Here is a 15439-nt window from a genome sequence, read left to right as displayed (position 1 = left end):
GTTTCAGATCGTTGCAATCAAAAGGGTTGGATTGACACTGCACGTATGGCCTATTCCAGGCGCATGCGGGACGTGGGGCGCTTCCATGCCATGACCGGGCATCGCATGGAAAGACACGGTACGCAGTATGATCATGTGGCTCGACTCCCTGTTCCGTCCCGCCGCGCCCGGCCCCCTGGATGCCGTGTTGGTCGGGTCCTACACCCCCTGGTTGGTTGGGCTGTCCTTCCTGGTCGCGGCTTTCGCCTCCCTGGCTGCCCTGATGATCGCCCAGCGGCTGTCCACCGCCGCGCCGCTGGCCCGGGCGGTGTGGCTGGCCGCCGGTTCGGCCAGCATGGGCGGCGGAATCTGGGCCATGCATTTCATCGGCATGCTGGCGTTCGCGCTGCCCTGCGGCGTCAACTACAGCACGGGCCTGACCCTGCTGTCGCTCCTGCCCGGAATGATGGCCAGCGCCGTCGCCCTGCGAGTGATCGGACGGACCGACGAGATCGGGCGGAAGCGGCTGGCGCTCAGCGCCGTCCTCATGGGTGCCGGCATCGGCGCCATGCACTACACCGGCATGGCCGCCATGGATATCGACGCTGTCCTGCGCTATGACGCGCGGCTGGTGGTGCTGTCGGTCGTGGTCGCCGTGGTGTTGGCCTTTGTGTCGCTGAGCATCCGCGGCCTGACCCGCCGGGCCAAGGCGGCCGGCGGACGGCTTCTGGCGATGGTGGCGGCGGCGGTGGTGATGGGCGGCGCCATCACCGGCATGCACTACACCGCAATGCATGCCGCGGTCTTCTTCCCCGCCGAGCAGCCGGAGGCGCTCGTCGCCACGCTGCCGCCGACGACGCTCGCGCTTCTGGTCGTCGTCTTCGCGGTGTCGCTCGCCACCGCCACCATAGCCGCCGCCGTCGCCGGGCGCCAGGTCGAGACCGCCCAGGCTCTGCGCGAGGAGATCGCCCGCCGCGCCGCGCTGGAGCGGGACGCCAAGGCCGGCGAGGCACGGTTGCAGGCGATCTTCGATACGGTGGTCGACGGCATCATCACCATCAACGAGCGCGGCACCATCCTGCGGTGGAGCCCGGCCGCCGCCCGCATCTTCGGCTACGGCGCCGAGGAAACCGTCGGCAACAACGTCTCCCTCCTGATGCCCGAGCCGCACCATTCCGCGCATGACGGGTATCTGCGTCATTTCCTCGACACGGGCGAGGCCAAGATCATCGGGATCGGGCGCGAGACCGTCGGCCGCCGCAAGACCGGAGAGCTCTTCCCGCTGGAGTTGTCGATCAGCCAGGTCCGGCTGGGCGACGAGATGCTGTTCACCGGCATCGTCCGCGACGTCACCGAACGCAAACGCGTGCAACGGGAGCTGGAGGAGGCCGTGCGCGGCGCCGACGCCGCCAATCGTGCCAAGTCGGCCTTCATCGCCAATGTCAGCCACGAGGTGCGCACGCCGCTGAACGCCATCATCGGCATGGCGCATATTCTCATGCGGGCCGGCATGGAACGGTCCCAGCATGACCAGGCGGCCAAGATTCTCAATGCCGGCCGTTCGCTGCTGTCGATCATCAACGACATCCTCGACTTCTCGAAGGTCGAGGCCGGCCAGCTCACCATCGAGGCGATCGAGCTGGACCTGGAGCGGGTGCTCCAGGACGTCGCCGACATGGTGGTGGAGAAGGTGGCGGCGAAGGGGCTCGAACTGGTCGTCGACATCGGCGCCGACGTGCCGCTGCGCCTTGTCGGCGACCCGCTGCGGCTCGGCCAGATCCTGCTGAACTACGTCAGCAACGCCGTCAAGTTCACCCAGTCGGGCGAGATCAAGGTGACGGTGCGGCGAGACGACGGCGCGGGCGAACCGGCGGAAGGGCACGTGCGCCTGCATTTCGCTGTCAGCGACACCGGCATCGGTCTGTCGGAGGAAGCGCGGGGCCGCCTGTTCCAGCCCTTCCAGCAGGCCGACGCCTCGACCACCCGGCGCTTCGGCGGCACCGGTCTTGGCCTTGTCATCAGCAAGCGGCTGGCCGAGATGATGGGCGGCAGCGTCGGGGTGGAGAGCCGCCCCGGCGAGGGCAGCACCTTCTGGTTCACCGCCGCCTTGGGCGTCGCCGCCAGCGCCGCGGACCGGAAGGCCGCCACGCCGGTCGGGCTGCGCGGCCGCCGCGCCCTGGTGGTCGAGGACAACGACAGCACCCGCACAGTGATCTGCGACATGCTGCGCTCGATGACCTTCGAGGTGCAGGGGGCTGCGGGCGGCAACGAGGCCGTCGCGGCGACCCGCGCGGCGCTCGCCGCCGGCAAGCCCTTCGACATCGTCTTCGTCGACTGGCGCATGCCGGGCATGGACGGCATCGACGCGGTGCGCGCGATCCGCGCCCTGCATGCCAAGGACCCGGTTTCCGCCGCCGACCCGGCCTTCGTGCTGGTCACGGCCTATGGCGGGGCGGAGATCATGCACCGCGCCGCACGTGCCGGCGTCGACGAAATCCTGGTCAAGCCGGTGAATCCCAGCATCCTGCTCGACGCCGCATCCCGCGCGCTCGGCATCGTCGGCGCCGAGTTGGTTCCGCCCGACGCGCCCGATGCCGCGATCGGCGCGCAGTTGGCCGGGCTGCGCATCCTGGTCGCGGAGGACAATCCGCTGAACCAGGATGTCGCCCGCGAGCTGCTGACCAGCGTCGGCGCCCTGCCCGACATCGCCGACAACGGCGCCATCGCTCTGGAACGGCTGGCGGCACAGCGCTACGACCTCGTCCTGATGGACATGCAGATGCCGGTGATGGACGGGTTGACCGCCGTCCGCCTCCTCCGCGAGCGGCCCGAACTGACGACGCTGCCGGTGGTCGCGATGACGGCCAACGCCATGGCAGGCGACCGCCGGGCTTGCCTGGACGCCGGCATGAACGATCACCTCTCCAAGCCGATCGATCCGGATGAGTTGTACGCGATGGTCGCCCTCTGGGCCGGACGTACGACTGAGGCTTCGGATGGGTCGGCGGGATGCTCCCAGGATACTGCCGCGCCCGGCGTCCGCCGTGCGGCGGCCAGCGTGCCGTCACCCTTCGACGCCGTCGGGCCGGAGATCGACGCGGCGGCCGGCCTGCACCGGGTGCTGAACCGGCCGCAGCTCTATCGCTCCCTGCTCGACCGCTTCCGGGCCGAACAGGAAGGATCGGACGCGCTGATCGCCGATGCGCTTGCCGATGGCAACCTCGCCCTTGCGGAGATCATCGTTCACACCGCAAAGGGCCTGTCGGCGCAGATCGGGGCCGGCGCGCTCGCCGATGCGGCGTCGGCCTTGGAGGCTGCCGTGCGCGCTGGCGAGACCGGGGCCGCAACGGACGGGCTCGTCGCCGTCTACGCGCAGGCGCTGCGCCGGACGCTGGGCGCCATCGACCGCGCGATCCCGCAACGGGCGGCACCTCCCGCCGGATCGCCGGGTGTCGCGCCGTCTTGCGCCGCCACTCTCGACGCACCGTCCGGCACGCCAGCGGCTTTCGCCCCCCTCCCGCCGCTGAGTGCGGCGCAGGAGGACCTGCTGCGCCGGCTCGACGCCCTGCTGGCCGACGACGATGCCGATGCCCACGACCTGGTCCAGCGGGAGGAAGAGGCTCTGCGCGCTGCACTGGGATCCGAAGCCTACCGGACTTTGGCGACGGCCGTCGGGCGTTTCGATTTCGACCAGGGGCTGGCCGTCACGCGCGGCCGCCTGGCCGCCATCGCCGCCTCCACCTGATCCCTGCCATGTCCACAGCCGACCTGCCGACCGAAAGACAGTTTGCGATGACCGACGCCGAAGTCCGCCGCCCCCTCGTGCTCGTTGTGGACGATACACCGGACAATCTGATGTTGATGGCCGGCCTGCTGAAGGAGAGCTACCGCGTCAAGGTGGCGAGCGGCGGCGAGAAGGCGTTGCGGATCGCGCAAACCGCTCCGGCTCCCGACCTGATCCTGCTCGACATCATGATGCCGGACATGGACGGCTACGCCGTGTGCCGCCGGCTGAAGGCCGATGCCGCCACCCGGGACATTCCGGTGGTCTTCCTGACCGCTTTGTCGGAGCAGGCGGACGAACAGGCCGGGCTGGAGCTGGGTGCGGTGGACTACATCACCAAGCCGATCAGCGCGCCCATTCTGCTGGCCCGCGTGCGCAATCACATCCGCCTCAAGGAGGCGGCCGACTACATCCGCGACAAAAATCTGTTCCTGGAAGCCGAAGTGGAGCGCCGTACCGCCCATGTGCGGGCGATCCAGGACGTGACGATCATGGCATTGGCCTCTCTGGCGGAGACGCGGGACAACGAGACCGGCAGCCATATCCTGCGGACCCAGCATTACGTCCGCGCTCTGGCAGAAGAACTGCGCCACCACCCGCGCTTCGCCGACTTCCTGACCGACGGCGTCATCGACCTGCTCTACAAATCGGCGCCGCTGCACGACATCGGCAAGGTCGGCATCCCCGACGCCATCCTGCTGAAGCCGGGCAAGCTGACGCCGGAGGAGTGGGACATCATGAAGACCCACGCCACGCTCGGCAGCGATTCCCTGGCACGGGCGGAGGACCGGCTGGAAGGCGACACTCCATCCTTCCTGCGCTTCGCCCGCGAGATCGCCGATGCGCATCACGAGAAGTGGGACGGCTCCGGCTACCCGCGCGGCCTGAAGGGGGAGGAGATTCCCGTGTCGGCCCGGCTGATGGCGCTGGCCGACGTCTACGATGCCCTGATTTCCAGGCGCGTCTACAAGGAACCGATGAGCCATGAGCAGGCCATGGCGATCATCCTGGACGGGCGGGGCCGCCACTTCGATCCGGATGTCGTCGACGCGTTCCGGCGGCTTGCCGGACGTTTCCAGGAAATCGCCGAGCGCTACGCCGACCAAACCATGTCGTGAGAACCCCACTGGACCGCACCGGGCTTGCCGGAGGCCGACAGCGCCTTGGCCAAGCGATCAACGGCCTCCACAAGACCGAAGCGATCCGGCGCGGTTCGGTATTCGGGAGATCCGTCCTCAATCGGCCCTTTTGAAATCCATGGTCCAGTTCGTTTCCCAGCTTTCGCCGCCGTCGGCCGACATCGCCTGTTCCCACCGCGGAGTGGCGGTGTGGGTGTCCAGCCAGAGAAAACGGGTTTTGACCGGCCGGCCCTTGAAGCATTCATCCGCGTAGAAGGTCCCGACATTATCCTCGAACCGGCCCACCACGGGCGTCTCGATTGAATGCGGGTCGGCAGCGGAAAGCCACCAGATGGCCCAGAGCCCGCGCTGCGGATCATAGGACCTGATCGCAATCGCTCTGTAAGCGCCCTGCGGAAGGTTCAGGAAGTTATCTTCGATGTTCCCGTTCCCCCCGAGCACCGGCCGCATGTCCGCCGTCCCGGTAAAGCTGTCCCACTCCTGGCAACCGGCCAGACGCTCCCGCAGACGGCGATGCGAGACGTGCCAGGACCCGATTTCGAAATCAAAGGCACGCGCCATCAAGTCACGGTCACTCATCTGCAATCCTCCCGGCCGGAAACGGATAGCATGTTCGCTTTATGTTCCCTCAAGTGTCAATGGCATACTTCAACTGGCGCATTTCAGAACTGCGATGTCGCGTGAGGAGCGGGTGTCAGCCGAGGCAATGTTGTGGTCTGCGACTGGCTGAGGGAGGAGTTCGTCGGCCCCCCTCCCCCACCGCCAGGGTAATAGGACGCGAAGGGAATCAATGAGTGTGCGGGCGGGAGAGCGCGCAGTCCGGGTTCAGGCGCACACCGAAGCCGGGCCGGTCCGGAACCTTCAGCCGGCCGTTGGCTGGAACCGGCTCGTCGAGAAGCAGCGGGTTGAACATCGGCACGACGGTGTCGGCCTTCGGCGCCATCATCAGGAACTCGGCGAACGGGCTGTTATGGCGTGTCACGACGAAGTGATAGCTGTAGACACTCGACCCGTGCGGCACGACCAGCGTGTTGTGCGCGTCGGCCAACGCCGAGATCTTGATCAGTTCGGTGATGCCGCCGCACCAGCCGACATCGGGCTGGACGATGTCGCAACAGCCCATCTCCAGCAGCATGCGGAAGCCCCAGCGGGTGGATTCATGTTCGCCGGTCGTCACCATCATGCCCTTGGGCACGTTGCGGCGCAACTCGGCATAGCCCCAGTAATCGTCGGGCGGCAGCGCCTCCTCGATCCATTTCAGGCCCAGGCCGTGGGCCGCCTGCGCCAGCCGGGTGGCGTAGTTGACGTCCAGGCTCATCCAGCAATCATACATCAGCCAGAAATCGTCGCCGACGCGTTCGCGCATGTCGGCCAGAAGCGCGATGTTCTTGCGAAGCCCCTCCTCGCCTTCGGCCGGGCCATGGTGCAGCGGCAGCTTGCCGCCGATGAAGCCCATCTGCTTGGCCAGATCGGGGCGGGCGCCGGTGGCGTAGAACTGCAACTCCTCGCGCACCGGACCGCCCAGCAGGTGATGGACCGGCTCGCCGCGCAGCTTGCCCAGCAAATCCCACAAGGCCAGATCGACACCGGAAATGGCGTTCAGGACGATGCCCTTGCGGCCGTAGAACAGGGTACCGTTGAACATCTGGTCCCACATCTTCTCGATGTCGGTCGCCCGCTGGCCCTCGACGAAACGGGCGAGATGCTTTTCGACGATCCAGGCGCCGATCTCACCGCCGGTGGTGACGGCGAAGCCGACGGTGCCGTCCGACGCCTCGATCTCCACCACCAGCGTGCCCAGCACGTTCAGGCCGAATGTCTGGCGGCTCTGCCGGTATTCGGGATATTTGCTCATCGGCGTGGCGATGTGGTCGTCGATCCAATGCCCGCCGCTCTGGTCGTGGTAGTCGGCGCCGCCGCCGCGCACGGTGAAGGCGCGGACCTGACGGATGGTGGGCGTGTGGGTGGATGCGCTCATGGAACGGATTTCCGATCAGGATTGGTGTTGCGGGAGGACGGCACTGGACGGCCGCTTGCCGCCTGCCGACGCTTCGACCAGCCCCAGGCCCTTCAGGCCGAGGATCAGCAGCGCGCCCAGCAGGGTGGTGCCGGCCAGCAGGTAGAGTCCGGCTGCGGGCGAGGCGAAGGCGCTTTCCGCCCAGGTCTTCACGTTGGGAGCGACGAAGCCGCCGAGCGCGCCGAGGGAGTTGACCATGGCTATGCCGCCGGCCGCGGCGACGCCGCCGAGGAAGCCGGTGGGGAAGGTCCAGAACAGCGGCTGCACCGCGATGAAGCCGGCGGCGGCGACGCAGAGCGCCATCAGGGCGACCAGAGGAGAGGCGACACCGGCGGAAACCGCAATGCCTGCGCCGGCTGCGGCCAGCGTGAGGGCGGCGGTCACCCGGCGCTCTCCGGTGCGGTCGGAATGGCGCGGGATCAGATAGGCGGCGGCCAGCGCGCAGATCCAGGGGATGGCGGTGACCAGACCGACCTCGAAGCCGATATTCTTGCCCAGCAGGCCGGCCACCTGGGTCGGCAGGTAGAAGACCACGCCGTAGACGCTCATCTGGATCAGGAAATAGATGGCGCAGAGATAGAGCAGCCGCGGGTTGGACAGGGCCGCCAGGACGCCGCGCGGGCCGTGGGCGTTCTTGTGCGCCTCCTCCGCGGCGACGGCGCCGGTGATGACCGTCTTCTCCTCCGCCGACAGCCAGCGGGCATCGCCGGGGCGATTGTCGAGATACCAGTAGGCCCAAACGCCGACCGCCGAGGCCGCCAGCCCCTCCACCAGGAACATCCACTGCCAGCCGAGCAGGCCGCCGGCGCCGTGCAGGTCGAGCAGCAGGCCGGACGCCGGGCTGCCTAGGATGAAAGCGATGGGGGCGCCGAAATAGAACATGCCCATGACCCGTGCCCGCGCATTCGCCGGGAACCAGTAGGTCAGGTACAGGATGACGCCGGGGAAGAAGCCGGCCTCCGCGACGCCCAGCAGGAAGCGCAGGACGTAGAAGGTCGTCTCGTCATGGGCGAACGCCATGGCCGCCGACAGGATGCCCCAGGTCACCATGATCCGGCACATCCAGGCCCGCGCGCCGACCCGGTGCATGATCAGGTTGCTCGGCACCTCGAACAGGGCATAGCCGATGAAGAAGATGCCGGCGCCGAGCGCGAAGGCGGCGTCGCCGATGCCGGTGTCCGCCTGGAAAGCCTTCTTGGCGAAGCCGATGTTGGCGCGGTCGAGGAAGGCCAGCACATACATCAGCAGCAGGAAGGGCAGCAGCCGGGCCTGAACCTTGGCGACGGTGCGGTCGAGCAGCGCCGGTGGCGCCGCTGCGGAAGAAGCGGTTTGGGCCATGAGCGTTTCCTCAGGTGGGCGGGCTGTTCTTGTTTGATTGGTTGCCCGGCGAAGAATGGAGTCAGTAGACTGCGCGTCCGCCGGAGATGTCGAAGACCCCACCGGTGGTGAAGGAGCAGTCCTCCGTCGCCAGCCAAGCGATCATCGCCGCCACCTCGCCGACCTCGACGAAGCGGTTCATCGGGATCTTCGACAGCATGTAGTCGATGTGTTCCTGCTTCATCTGGGCGAAGATGTCGGTCTTCGCGGCGGCCGGGGTCAGGCAGTTGACCAGCACGCCCTTGGTCGCCAGTTCCTTGCCCAGCGACTTGGTGAGCGCGATCAGCCCGGCCTTCGACGCGCTGTAGTGGGAGGCGGTCGGGTTGCCCTCCTTCCCGGCGATGGAGGCCACGTTGACAATCCGGCCATAGCCCCGGCCGATCATGTGCGGGACCACCGCGCGGCAGGTCAGGAAGGGACCGACCAGATTGACGTCGATCACCCGGCGCCAGACCTCCGGCGACAGCTCCCAGGTCGGCGCGTTGCCGCCGGTGATGCCGGCGTTGTTGACGAGGATGTCTATCCTGCCGAACCGCTCCAGCGTCGCGGCGGTGGCGGCCGCCACGCTGTCGGCGTCGGTCAGTTCCACCACGGCGGTGGCGACGCTGCCGAGGTCTGCCAGACGGCGGGCGGCATCCTCAAGGGCGGCGGCATCGACGTCCCACAGCGAGACGGCGGCGCCGGAGCGCAGCATGCGGTCCGCGGCGGCATAGCCGATGCCGCGCGCTCCGCCGGTGACGATGGCGACGCGCCCGTCGAGGTCGAGGCGGTTCATGATGGCGTACTCCTGCTGTGTGGGCGGTGACGGACGGTCAGGCGGCGATGGTGCGTTGCTGCTGTTCGCCCAGCCCGGCGATGCCCAGCCGCATGGTCTGGCCGGCGCGCAGGTAGAGCGGCGGCTTCTGGCCCAGACCGACGCCGGGCGGGGTGCCCGTGGAGATGATGTCGCCCGGCTGCAGCGTCATGAACCGGCTGATGTAGGACACCAGATGGGCGACGCCGAAAATCATCGTGCGGGTGGAGCCGTCCTGGAACCGCCGGCCGTCCACCTCCAGCCACATGTCGAGCGCCTGCGGATCCTCCACCTCGTCGGCGGTGACCAGCCAGGGCCCGAGCGGGGCGAAGGTGTCGTGGCCCTTGCCCTTGTCCCACTGGCCGCCGCGTTCAAGCTGGAAGGCGCGTTCGGAGACGTCGTTGACGATGCAATAGCCGGCGACATGCTCCAGCGCGGTCTCTTCCGAAACATATTTGGCGGTCTTGCCGATAACGACACCCAGTTCGACCTCCCAGTCGGTCTTCTCGGCGCCACGCGGGATTTCGACATCGTCGAAAGGGCCGCAGATGGAACTGGACGGCTTCATGAACAGCACCGGTTCCGTCGGTACGGCCATGCCGGACTCGGCGGCATGGTCGGAGTAGTTCAGCCCGACGCAGATGATCTTGCCGACAGAACCGACGCAGGCGCCGATGCGCGAGGCCGCCGGAAGCTCCGGCAGGGTGGCTGTGTCGAGGCGGCGTAGGCGATCCAGGCTGTCGGGCAGCAGGGTGGCGCCGGCTATGTCCTGCGACTGGGCCGGCAGGTGGGCCGAGAGGTCGCGGAGTTTTCCATCGCGGTCCAGCAGCGCAGGCTTCTCCTGGCCGGGCCGGCCGACGCGCAGCAGCTTCATGACATGTCCTTTGGTTTGCAACACTGACTGTCAGCAGTGTAGAAACTCAGCCGATAGCGATCCAATCGAAACATGGACGGTTGCGATCGGATTTTTCTATCGCACCTATCTCGATCGGATTGGACATGACGCCCGCCCCGTTGCTGCCCGTGCTGATGAATCGCCTGCGTCTGAAGCAACTGGCGCTGATCGCGGCGCTGGGACAGCAACGGAACCTGCACCGCGCCGCCGAGGCGGTACATGTGACCCAGCCGACGGCGACCAAGATGCTGCACGATGTGGAGCTGGTCTTCGGCTTCCTGCTGTTCGAACGGTTGCCGCGCGGCATGCAGCCGACGGAACTGGGGGAGGAGGTGGTGCGCTTCGCGACGCGGCTGCTTGCCGACTTCGATCGCTTTGCCCAGGATTTGGAAGGCAAGCGCCGCGGCGGATTCGGTCAGCTTGTGGTCGGTGCCATCATGGGGGCCGCGCCGGACATCGTGGCACGGGCGGTAGCCGACCTGAAAGCGGCGCGGCCGCTGCTGGTCGTCCGGCTGCTGGGGGAAACCAGCGACGAAATCCTGGATCTGCTGGCGGCACGCAAACTCGATCTCGCGGTCGGCCGGTTCAGCGGGCCGCTGCAGCACAACGAGTTCGACTTCGAACCCTTGGCCAACGAAACGCTCTACGTGGTGGCGCGGACCGGCCACCCTTTGCAGGCGCGGTCCGATCTGGCCCTGAGCGATTTGGGTGGTACGCCCTGGGTGATGCAACCGCTGACCAGCCCGGCCCGCCAGCTTCTGGAGCAGGAGTTCGCCAACGCCCTGATGCCGACCCCTGCCGACATGGTGGAGGCAAGTTCGATCTTCGCGACTTTGCAACTGCTGCAGACAAGCGACGCGGTGGCCATGCTGCCGGAATCTGTGGTGCGCGACCACCTGCGCGCGGGTCTTCTGTGCTGCCTGCCGATGACGATCGGCAAGAACCTGACCGGCTTCGGTATTCTGACGCGGAAGGGGGAGACCTTGAGCGGCGCCGCACGGGATTTCGTGCAGGCACTGCGTCTCTATGCCCGGGCGGTGCCGGCCAATCCCAAAAACACCGCTTGATTACCTATATTTTATTCCGCTTTTCCGGTGGCGCGGCGATGAACGATGCGCTGCTGTCCGGCAGCATCGATCTGGGGTCCGCCGGAGTCGGGCCGCTGCTGACCATCTGGGACCCGACCAGGGGCAACGCCAAGGCCCCTTCGAACACCACGCCCCTTGCGCCGTCGATGGGCGGCCTCATCGCGCATGCGGCAGCGAGACATGCCCGACGGTGTAGATCTGCATCGTCTCCGTCGCCACGGGCGGCAACTTTGGCCAGAGCGTGAAACTGGCCGTCGCCCAATGCGTCGGATCGAACGCGGCGACGGCCGCCAATGCTCCGGCCTGGATCGCCGATCTTGTCTCCGCGATGGCGCTCTCCCGTTGCGAAGCTAGATCCGAATGGGCCGCGACCGGTCGGATATCACGGGTGGCATGGGTCGCGGCGCTCAGGTCAGCCGTCAGTTCCGCATGCCGGATCAGCCAGGTCTGCACCGATGGCCAACCGAAGTCGCGTGTCACCGCCGCAAAGCCCGGGCCGGAAAGAAAGTCGTCGATCCCTTCCGGCTCATCCCACAGGTAGAAGGGCGCATAGAGGTTTTCAGCACTGGCGAACCCGGCATCCTGCTTTCTTGCGGCGAGATAGGCCTTGAAACTCAGCCGTGGGAAGCCGTCCAGCAGTGGACCTTTCTCCCGAATGCGGCGGTCAATGACCGCCATGTCGTAATCGGCCGGCAGGACGAAGCTGTATTGCATCGCGATCATCGGGAAAGGTTCTCCTGCTCGACGGCTTCCATCCAATGGACGGCGGTCCCGCCCTGGACGGGTTGGACGCTGACGTAACTGAACGGGCTGGACGGTGCCGCGCCATGCCAGTGGCGTTCGCCGGGGGCAAACCAGACGGCGTCGCCGGCACGCACCTCGACCGGTTCGCCGCCATCGCGTTGAACGACGCCGACGCCATCGAGCACGAACAGAAGCTGCCCGGACGGATGGCTGTGCCAATGGGTCACGACGCCCGGTGGGATGAAGGCGCGCATCGCCGTCATTTCGCCGTCGGTCCGGCTCGACAGCAGCATCTGAGCGAGGAAGGAACCGTTGGCGATCCCCTCGGGCGCAGCGGCAATGCCCTCGCCGGCGCGACGGATGGTCATGACCGGCGGGCAGGAGGATTGCATTTCGAAATACCCGGTCATCGGCAAGCCTTCTCCAGCAGCAGGGCGGCCGACAGGCCGGATGCGAAAGACCAATCCTCGGAGCCCGATTGGGCGATCACGACCATCACGTCCTCGGGCCGAACACCCGGCGACGCCGCAAGATTCTCGACCAGCCGCCGATAGAAGCGGGCCTTCGTTTCCGGTGATCGCTCTTTCCCGGTGGTGATGTGGAAGACGATGTAATCGTCCGAGCGGGGACCGCCGCCATAGGTTCGATCGAAGATCAATTCATAGGGCTGATGCTGGTGGATGGCGGCGAAGCGGTCTCTTTCCGGAACGTCGAAACCATCGACCAGCGCTCGGTCGAGACTGTAGGAAACAGCCGCGAGGTAGGCCGGGGATTTGCCGGCGACCAGGGAAATTCGAGTGAAGGGCATCTGTGCCGCTCCTGCGAAAGCGTTTGACAGGGGCAGTATGGCGCGCCACGATCATCCCGATAATCAGATTATTCAGCATGAATGATCCTGTTTTTCGGGACCTTGGCGATGCGTCTGACCAACCTCGACATGGATGCGCTGCGCAGCTTCGTCGTCGGCATCGACGCCGGCTCCTTCGCCCAAGCCGCCGACCGGCTGGGGCGATCGACGTCGGCGGTCAGCGCCCACCTCAAGAAGCTGGAGGATCAGACCGGAACGGCGCTGGTGCGCAAGGCGGGGCGCGGCCTGACGCTCACCGATGGCGGTGAAGTGCTGCTGTCCTATGCCAGACGCCTGTTGACCCTCAATGACGAGGCGATGAACGCCGTTCGCGGGGCCGAGTTGGAGGGCTGGATCCGCCTGGGAATCCAGGAGGATTTCGGCGAGGCCGTGCTGCCGCAGGTGCTCGGCCGTTTCGCCCGTGCCCATCCCAAGGTCCGGATCGAGGGACGCATCGCCCGCAACGGCGAGTTGCTTGAGAAAATTGCCTCCGGCCATCTCGATCTGGCGCTGGCGTGGGACGACGGCACCGCGTCCGCCATCGACAGGATCGCATCCTTGCCGCTGTGCTGGCTGGGTGCGGCGGAGGAGGAGCCGGCCTGGCGGGCAGATGGCCGCGAACCACTCGGACGCGAGCCACTGCCACTTGCGGCCCTGGAGGCTCCCTGCCTCCTGCGCGCCATCGCCTGCGACCATCTCGACCGCCAGGGGATTGCCTGGCGCATCGCCTTCGTCAGCCCGAGCCTGGGCGGACTCTGGGCGGCGACGGCGGCGGGCCTCGGCATCGCCTTGCGTACCCCCGTGGGGCGGCCGCCGTCGGTGCGTGTGCTCGATCCCGCCGCCTATGGCTTGCCGCACCTGCCGTCGCTCGGCCTCAGACTTCTGCGGTCAGACAAGGGACCGAACCCGATCGGCGACCATCTCGCGACGATCATCCGGCAGGCGGTGCGCGAAACGCTGCCGGCAGGCTGGATGCCGATGCCATCGAACGCCGAGTGACGCCTGAGGGCTTGCAGGCGACAGGCGCGGTCCAGGGGGCAAGCATGAGCGGCGGCTTCCACTTCATATGCATACTATGATAGTGATTGTCATTCTCATATCTGGCGTCCAGGCGGACCAGCGGGCGGGGAGTTCCTTACATGTCTGTCAAGCAATCTGCACTTGAAGACGCCTGTGAGACCACTCGATTTGGTTTGCTATACAGCGAACATCATGGCTGGCTTCATGCCTGGCTGCGCCGAAAACTGGGCTGCGCGCACAACGCGGCCGATGTCGCGCAGGACACTTTCCTGCGTATCCTGGCATCACGCGACGGGTTGTTGGGCATCCGCGAGCCGCGCGCCTTCCTCACCACCACGGCGAAGCGCCTGCTGCTGGATCGTGCGCGCCGGCAAGTGATCGAGCAGGCCTATCTCGCCGAACTGACGCTGGCCGCAGAGACTATACCCGGCCATCCGTCACCGGAGGACGTGCTGGAAGCCGTGCAGGCGCTGGAACAGATCGGCGCCGCTTTGCAGGCCGTATCGGTCAAGGCCAGGGAGGCCTTCCTGATGCACTATCTGGACGGCGAGACCCACGGCGCCATCGCCGGCCGGCTCGGCGTGTCGACGCGGATGGTGCAGAAGTACCTGGCGCAGTGCCTGCTGCAGTGCTGCAGCGTACGTGACCAGCACCTGTGAGGCGCCCCGCATGAGCACGCAGTCCCGGAACGCGGCGGAGGACGCCATCGCCGAACAGGCGGCACAGTGGGTGGTCGCGCTGACGGCGGACGATGCGGCCGAGCGCGAACAGGCCCGGACCGGGTTCGAGCGCTGGCGGAAGGCGGACCGCCGACACGCCGAGGCCGCCGCCCGCATGGAACATCTGGTGGAGCAGTTGCAGCGCATGCGCGCCGACGGCACCACCCGGCCGGCCCGTGCCGCCCTGAACGCAGCATTCGCCGACGGAAAGCGCGGACAGGCCCGCCGCCTTGGGGCAGCGCTCGCGATCCTTCTGGCGCTCGGCCTGCCGGGCTGGCTGGCCGTTCAGGTCTATCCGCCCGCGGAACTGATGACTGCCCTGATCGCCGATGCCCGCACGGGAACCGGGGAGTGGGCAACACGGACATTGGCTGACGACACCCGGCTGACACTCGGCAGCGGCAGTGCCGTTGATCTGCGTTTCGACGACAGCCGGCGCACCGTGGAACTGCTGCGGGGAGAGATCCTCGTCGATGTGGCGCCCGATGCCCGCCGCCCGTTCGTGGTGGAAACCCCGCATGGCCGGATGCGCGCGCTTGGCACCCGCTTCGCCGTGGCAAGGGAGGGGAACGCCACCGTGCTGACGGTGATTGAATCCAAGGTTTCAGTCGAAACTCCGGGATCGCCGGACAGTCTGGTCGTCCGGGCCGGCGAGCGGGTGCGGCTGACCGCGGCCGGCCCTGGACCGGCGACCCCTGTCGATGTGCGCAGCGTGGAGGGTGCCTGGCGATTCCGCCAACTGGTGGTGCAGGGAGAGCCGCTGCCGGACGTGCTGGAACGGCTGAGCCGCTACCGCCGCGGCGTCATCCACTACGACCGCGCCGCGTTGCAGTCATACACGGTCTCGGCCGTCCTCCCGCTGGACGATACCGACCGCGCGCTCAGCCTGCTGGCGGCCAGCTTCCCGGCGATCCGCGTGCGAACCCTGACGCCCTGGGTGGTGCTGGTGGATGCGCCGGGCCGCCCGTAAACGGGAACGCCGAAAAAAGATTCACCGGACCGGTTCGGCTTTCCGGGTCTCGTCCGTCAGGAGAAGC

At 67.2% G+C, this 15439-nt stretch carries 14 protein-coding genes and 1 pseudogene; 7 read left to right on the top strand and 8 right to left on the bottom strand.

Annotated elements, in window-relative coordinates; all coding sequences use genetic code 11:
* Positions 1–133 precede the first annotated feature (133 nt).
* Both ACWPKK_RS18665 and ACWPKK_RS18660 read left to right on the top strand, forming a co-directional pair.
* On the top strand, positions 134–3724 hold the full coding sequence (locus ACWPKK_RS18665) for a response regulator (protein ID WP_452007113.1): 3591 nt from the start codon (positions 134–136) through the stop codon (positions 3722–3724).
* 47 nt (positions 3725–3771) lie between these two features.
* The gene (locus tag ACWPKK_RS18660) at positions 3772–4881 is read left to right on the top strand and encodes an HD-GYP domain-containing protein (protein ID WP_452007111.1); all 1110 of its coding nucleotides are present in this window, start codon (positions 3772–3774) and stop codon (positions 4879–4881) included.
* 117 nt (positions 4882–4998) lie between these two features.
* Here ACWPKK_RS18660 and ACWPKK_RS18655 read toward each other — a convergent pair whose 3' ends face one another.
* The 5 genes from ACWPKK_RS18655 to ACWPKK_RS18635 form a co-directional block, all read right to left on the bottom strand.
* Positions 4999–5481 (bottom strand): DUF1579 domain-containing protein, encoded by a 483-nt coding sequence (locus ACWPKK_RS18655; protein ID WP_452007109.1) that lies wholly within the window; start codon positions 5479–5481, stop codon positions 4999–5001.
* A 208-nt stretch (positions 5482–5689) separates the two neighbouring features.
* Positions 5690–6880, bottom strand: a complete 1191-nt coding sequence (rhmD, locus tag ACWPKK_RS18650; RefSeq protein ID WP_452007107.1) for an L-rhamnonate dehydratase — start codon at positions 6878–6880, stop codon at positions 5690–5692.
* A gap of 15 nt (positions 6881–6895) precedes the next feature.
* Positions 6896–8257, bottom strand: coding sequence for an MFS transporter (locus ACWPKK_RS18645; protein WP_452007105.1), 1362 nt, complete (start codon positions 8255–8257; stop codon positions 6896–6898).
* Between the two features lie 61 nt (positions 8258–8318).
* The gene (locus ACWPKK_RS18640) at positions 8319–9071 is read right to left on the bottom strand and encodes an SDR family NAD(P)-dependent oxidoreductase (protein ID WP_452007103.1); all 753 of its coding nucleotides are present in this window, start codon (positions 9069–9071) and stop codon (positions 8319–8321) included.
* 37 nt (positions 9072–9108) lie between these two features.
* On the bottom strand, positions 9109–9963 hold the full coding sequence (locus ACWPKK_RS18635) for a fumarylacetoacetate hydrolase family protein (RefSeq protein ID WP_452007101.1): 855 nt from the start codon (positions 9961–9963) through the stop codon (positions 9109–9111).
* A 125-nt stretch (positions 9964–10088) separates the two neighbouring features.
* Here ACWPKK_RS18635 and ACWPKK_RS18630 point away from each other — a divergent pair, with 125 nt between their 5' ends.
* Both ACWPKK_RS18630 and ACWPKK_RS18625 read left to right on the top strand, forming a co-directional pair.
* Positions 10089–11051 (top strand): LysR family transcriptional regulator, encoded by a 963-nt coding sequence (locus tag ACWPKK_RS18630; RefSeq protein WP_452007099.1) that lies wholly within the window; start codon positions 10089–10091, stop codon positions 11049–11051.
* 17 nt (positions 11052–11068) lie between these two features.
* Positions 11069–11176: pseudogene (locus ACWPKK_RS18625) on the top strand (ABC transporter substrate-binding protein); the annotation flags it as partial.
* Between the two features lie 52 nt (positions 11177–11228).
* On the opposite strand, the gene ACWPKK_RS18620 reads toward ACWPKK_RS18625, so the two are convergent.
* Genes ACWPKK_RS18620 through ACWPKK_RS18610 form a run of 3 tightly spaced genes read right to left on the bottom strand, consistent with a single transcriptional unit; the run spans position 11229 to position 12624 of the window.
* Complete coding sequence (locus tag ACWPKK_RS18620) at positions 11229–11795, bottom strand: DUF4865 family protein (protein WP_452007097.1); 567 nt, start codon at positions 11793–11795, stop codon at positions 11229–11231.
* On the bottom strand, positions 11792–12226 hold the full coding sequence (locus tag ACWPKK_RS18615) for a cupin domain-containing protein (RefSeq protein ID WP_324868076.1): 435 nt from the start codon (positions 12224–12226) through the stop codon (positions 11792–11794). The genes ACWPKK_RS18620 and ACWPKK_RS18615 overlap by 4 nt, the downstream gene beginning before the upstream one ends.
* Entirely contained in the window at positions 12223–12624 is a 402-nt protein-coding gene (locus ACWPKK_RS18610) for a tautomerase family protein (RefSeq protein WP_452007095.1), read from the bottom strand. The genes ACWPKK_RS18615 and ACWPKK_RS18610 overlap by 4 nt, the downstream gene beginning before the upstream one ends.
* Positions 12625–12732: 108 nt before the next feature.
* Between ACWPKK_RS18610 and ACWPKK_RS18605 the strand changes: the two genes are divergently transcribed.
* The 3 genes from ACWPKK_RS18605 to ACWPKK_RS18595 all read left to right on the top strand — a co-directional run bounded on the left by ACWPKK_RS18605 (position 12733) and on the right by ACWPKK_RS18595 (position 15372).
* Complete coding sequence (locus tag ACWPKK_RS18605; protein WP_452007093.1) at positions 12733–13662, top strand: LysR substrate-binding domain-containing protein; 930 nt, start codon at positions 12733–12735, stop codon at positions 13660–13662.
* A gap of 140 nt (positions 13663–13802) precedes the next feature.
* Positions 13803–14342, top strand: coding sequence for a sigma-70 family RNA polymerase sigma factor (locus ACWPKK_RS18600; RefSeq protein ID WP_452007091.1), 540 nt, complete (start codon positions 13803–13805; stop codon positions 14340–14342).
* Positions 14343–14352: 10 nt separating this feature from the next.
* Complete coding sequence (locus ACWPKK_RS18595; RefSeq protein WP_452007089.1) at positions 14353–15372, top strand: FecR family protein; 1020 nt, start codon at positions 14353–14355, stop codon at positions 15370–15372.
* Positions 15373–15439: the final 67 nt, after the last annotated feature.

It is taken from the genome of Azospirillum largimobile (genome assembly GCF_977007025.2).
This window is presented reverse-complemented; position numbering and strand designations above follow the sequence as displayed.

What these genes read in the sequence shown, in the direction of transcription:
- ACWPKK_RS18635 (WP_452007101.1), bottom strand. Translation starts at nt 9,963, where the DNA reads ATGAAGCTGCTGCGCGTCGGCCGGCCCGGCCAGGAGAAGCCTGCGCTG.
- ACWPKK_RS18640 (WP_452007103.1), bottom strand. Translation starts at nt 9,071, where the DNA reads ATGAACCGCCTCGACCTCGACGGGCGCGTCGCCATCGTCACCGGCGGA.
- ACWPKK_RS18655 (WP_452007109.1), bottom strand. Translation starts at nt 5,481, where the DNA reads ATGAGTGACCGTGACTTGATGGCGCGTGCCTTTGATTTCGAAATCGGG.
- ACWPKK_RS18595 (WP_452007089.1), top strand. Translation starts at nt 14,353, where the DNA reads ATGAGCACGCAGTCCCGGAACGCGGCGGAGGACGCCATCGCCGAACAG.
- ACWPKK_RS18665 (WP_452007113.1), top strand. Translation starts at nt 134, where the DNA reads ATGTGGCTCGACTCCCTGTTCCGTCCCGCCGCGCCCGGCCCCCTGGAT.
- ACWPKK_RS18630 (WP_452007099.1), top strand. Translation starts at nt 10,089, where the DNA reads ATGACGCCCGCCCCGTTGCTGCCCGTGCTGATGAATCGCCTGCGTCTG.
- ACWPKK_RS18600 (WP_452007091.1), top strand. Translation starts at nt 13,803, where the DNA reads ATGTCTGTCAAGCAATCTGCACTTGAAGACGCCTGTGAGACCACTCGA.
- ACWPKK_RS18660 (WP_452007111.1), top strand. Translation starts at nt 3,772, where the DNA reads ATGACCGACGCCGAAGTCCGCCGCCCCCTCGTGCTCGTTGTGGACGAT.
- ACWPKK_RS18610 (WP_452007095.1), bottom strand. Translation starts at nt 12,624, where the DNA reads ATGCCCTTCACTCGAATTTCCCTGGTCGCCGGCAAATCCCCGGCCTAC.
- rhmD (WP_452007107.1), bottom strand. Translation starts at nt 6,880, where the DNA reads ATGAGCGCATCCACCCACACGCCCACCATCCGTCAGGTCCGCGCCTTC.
- ACWPKK_RS18620 (WP_452007097.1), bottom strand. Translation starts at nt 11,795, where the DNA reads ATGATCGCGATGCAATACAGCTTCGTCCTGCCGGCCGATTACGACATG.
- ACWPKK_RS18615 (WP_324868076.1), bottom strand. Translation starts at nt 12,226, where the DNA reads ATGACCGGGTATTTCGAAATGCAATCCTCCTGCCCGCCGGTCATGACC.
- ACWPKK_RS18645 (WP_452007105.1), bottom strand. Translation starts at nt 8,257, where the DNA reads ATGGCCCAAACCGCTTCTTCCGCAGCGGCGCCACCGGCGCTGCTCGAC.
- ACWPKK_RS18605 (WP_452007093.1), top strand. Translation starts at nt 12,733, where the DNA reads ATGCGTCTGACCAACCTCGACATGGATGCGCTGCGCAGCTTCGTCGTC.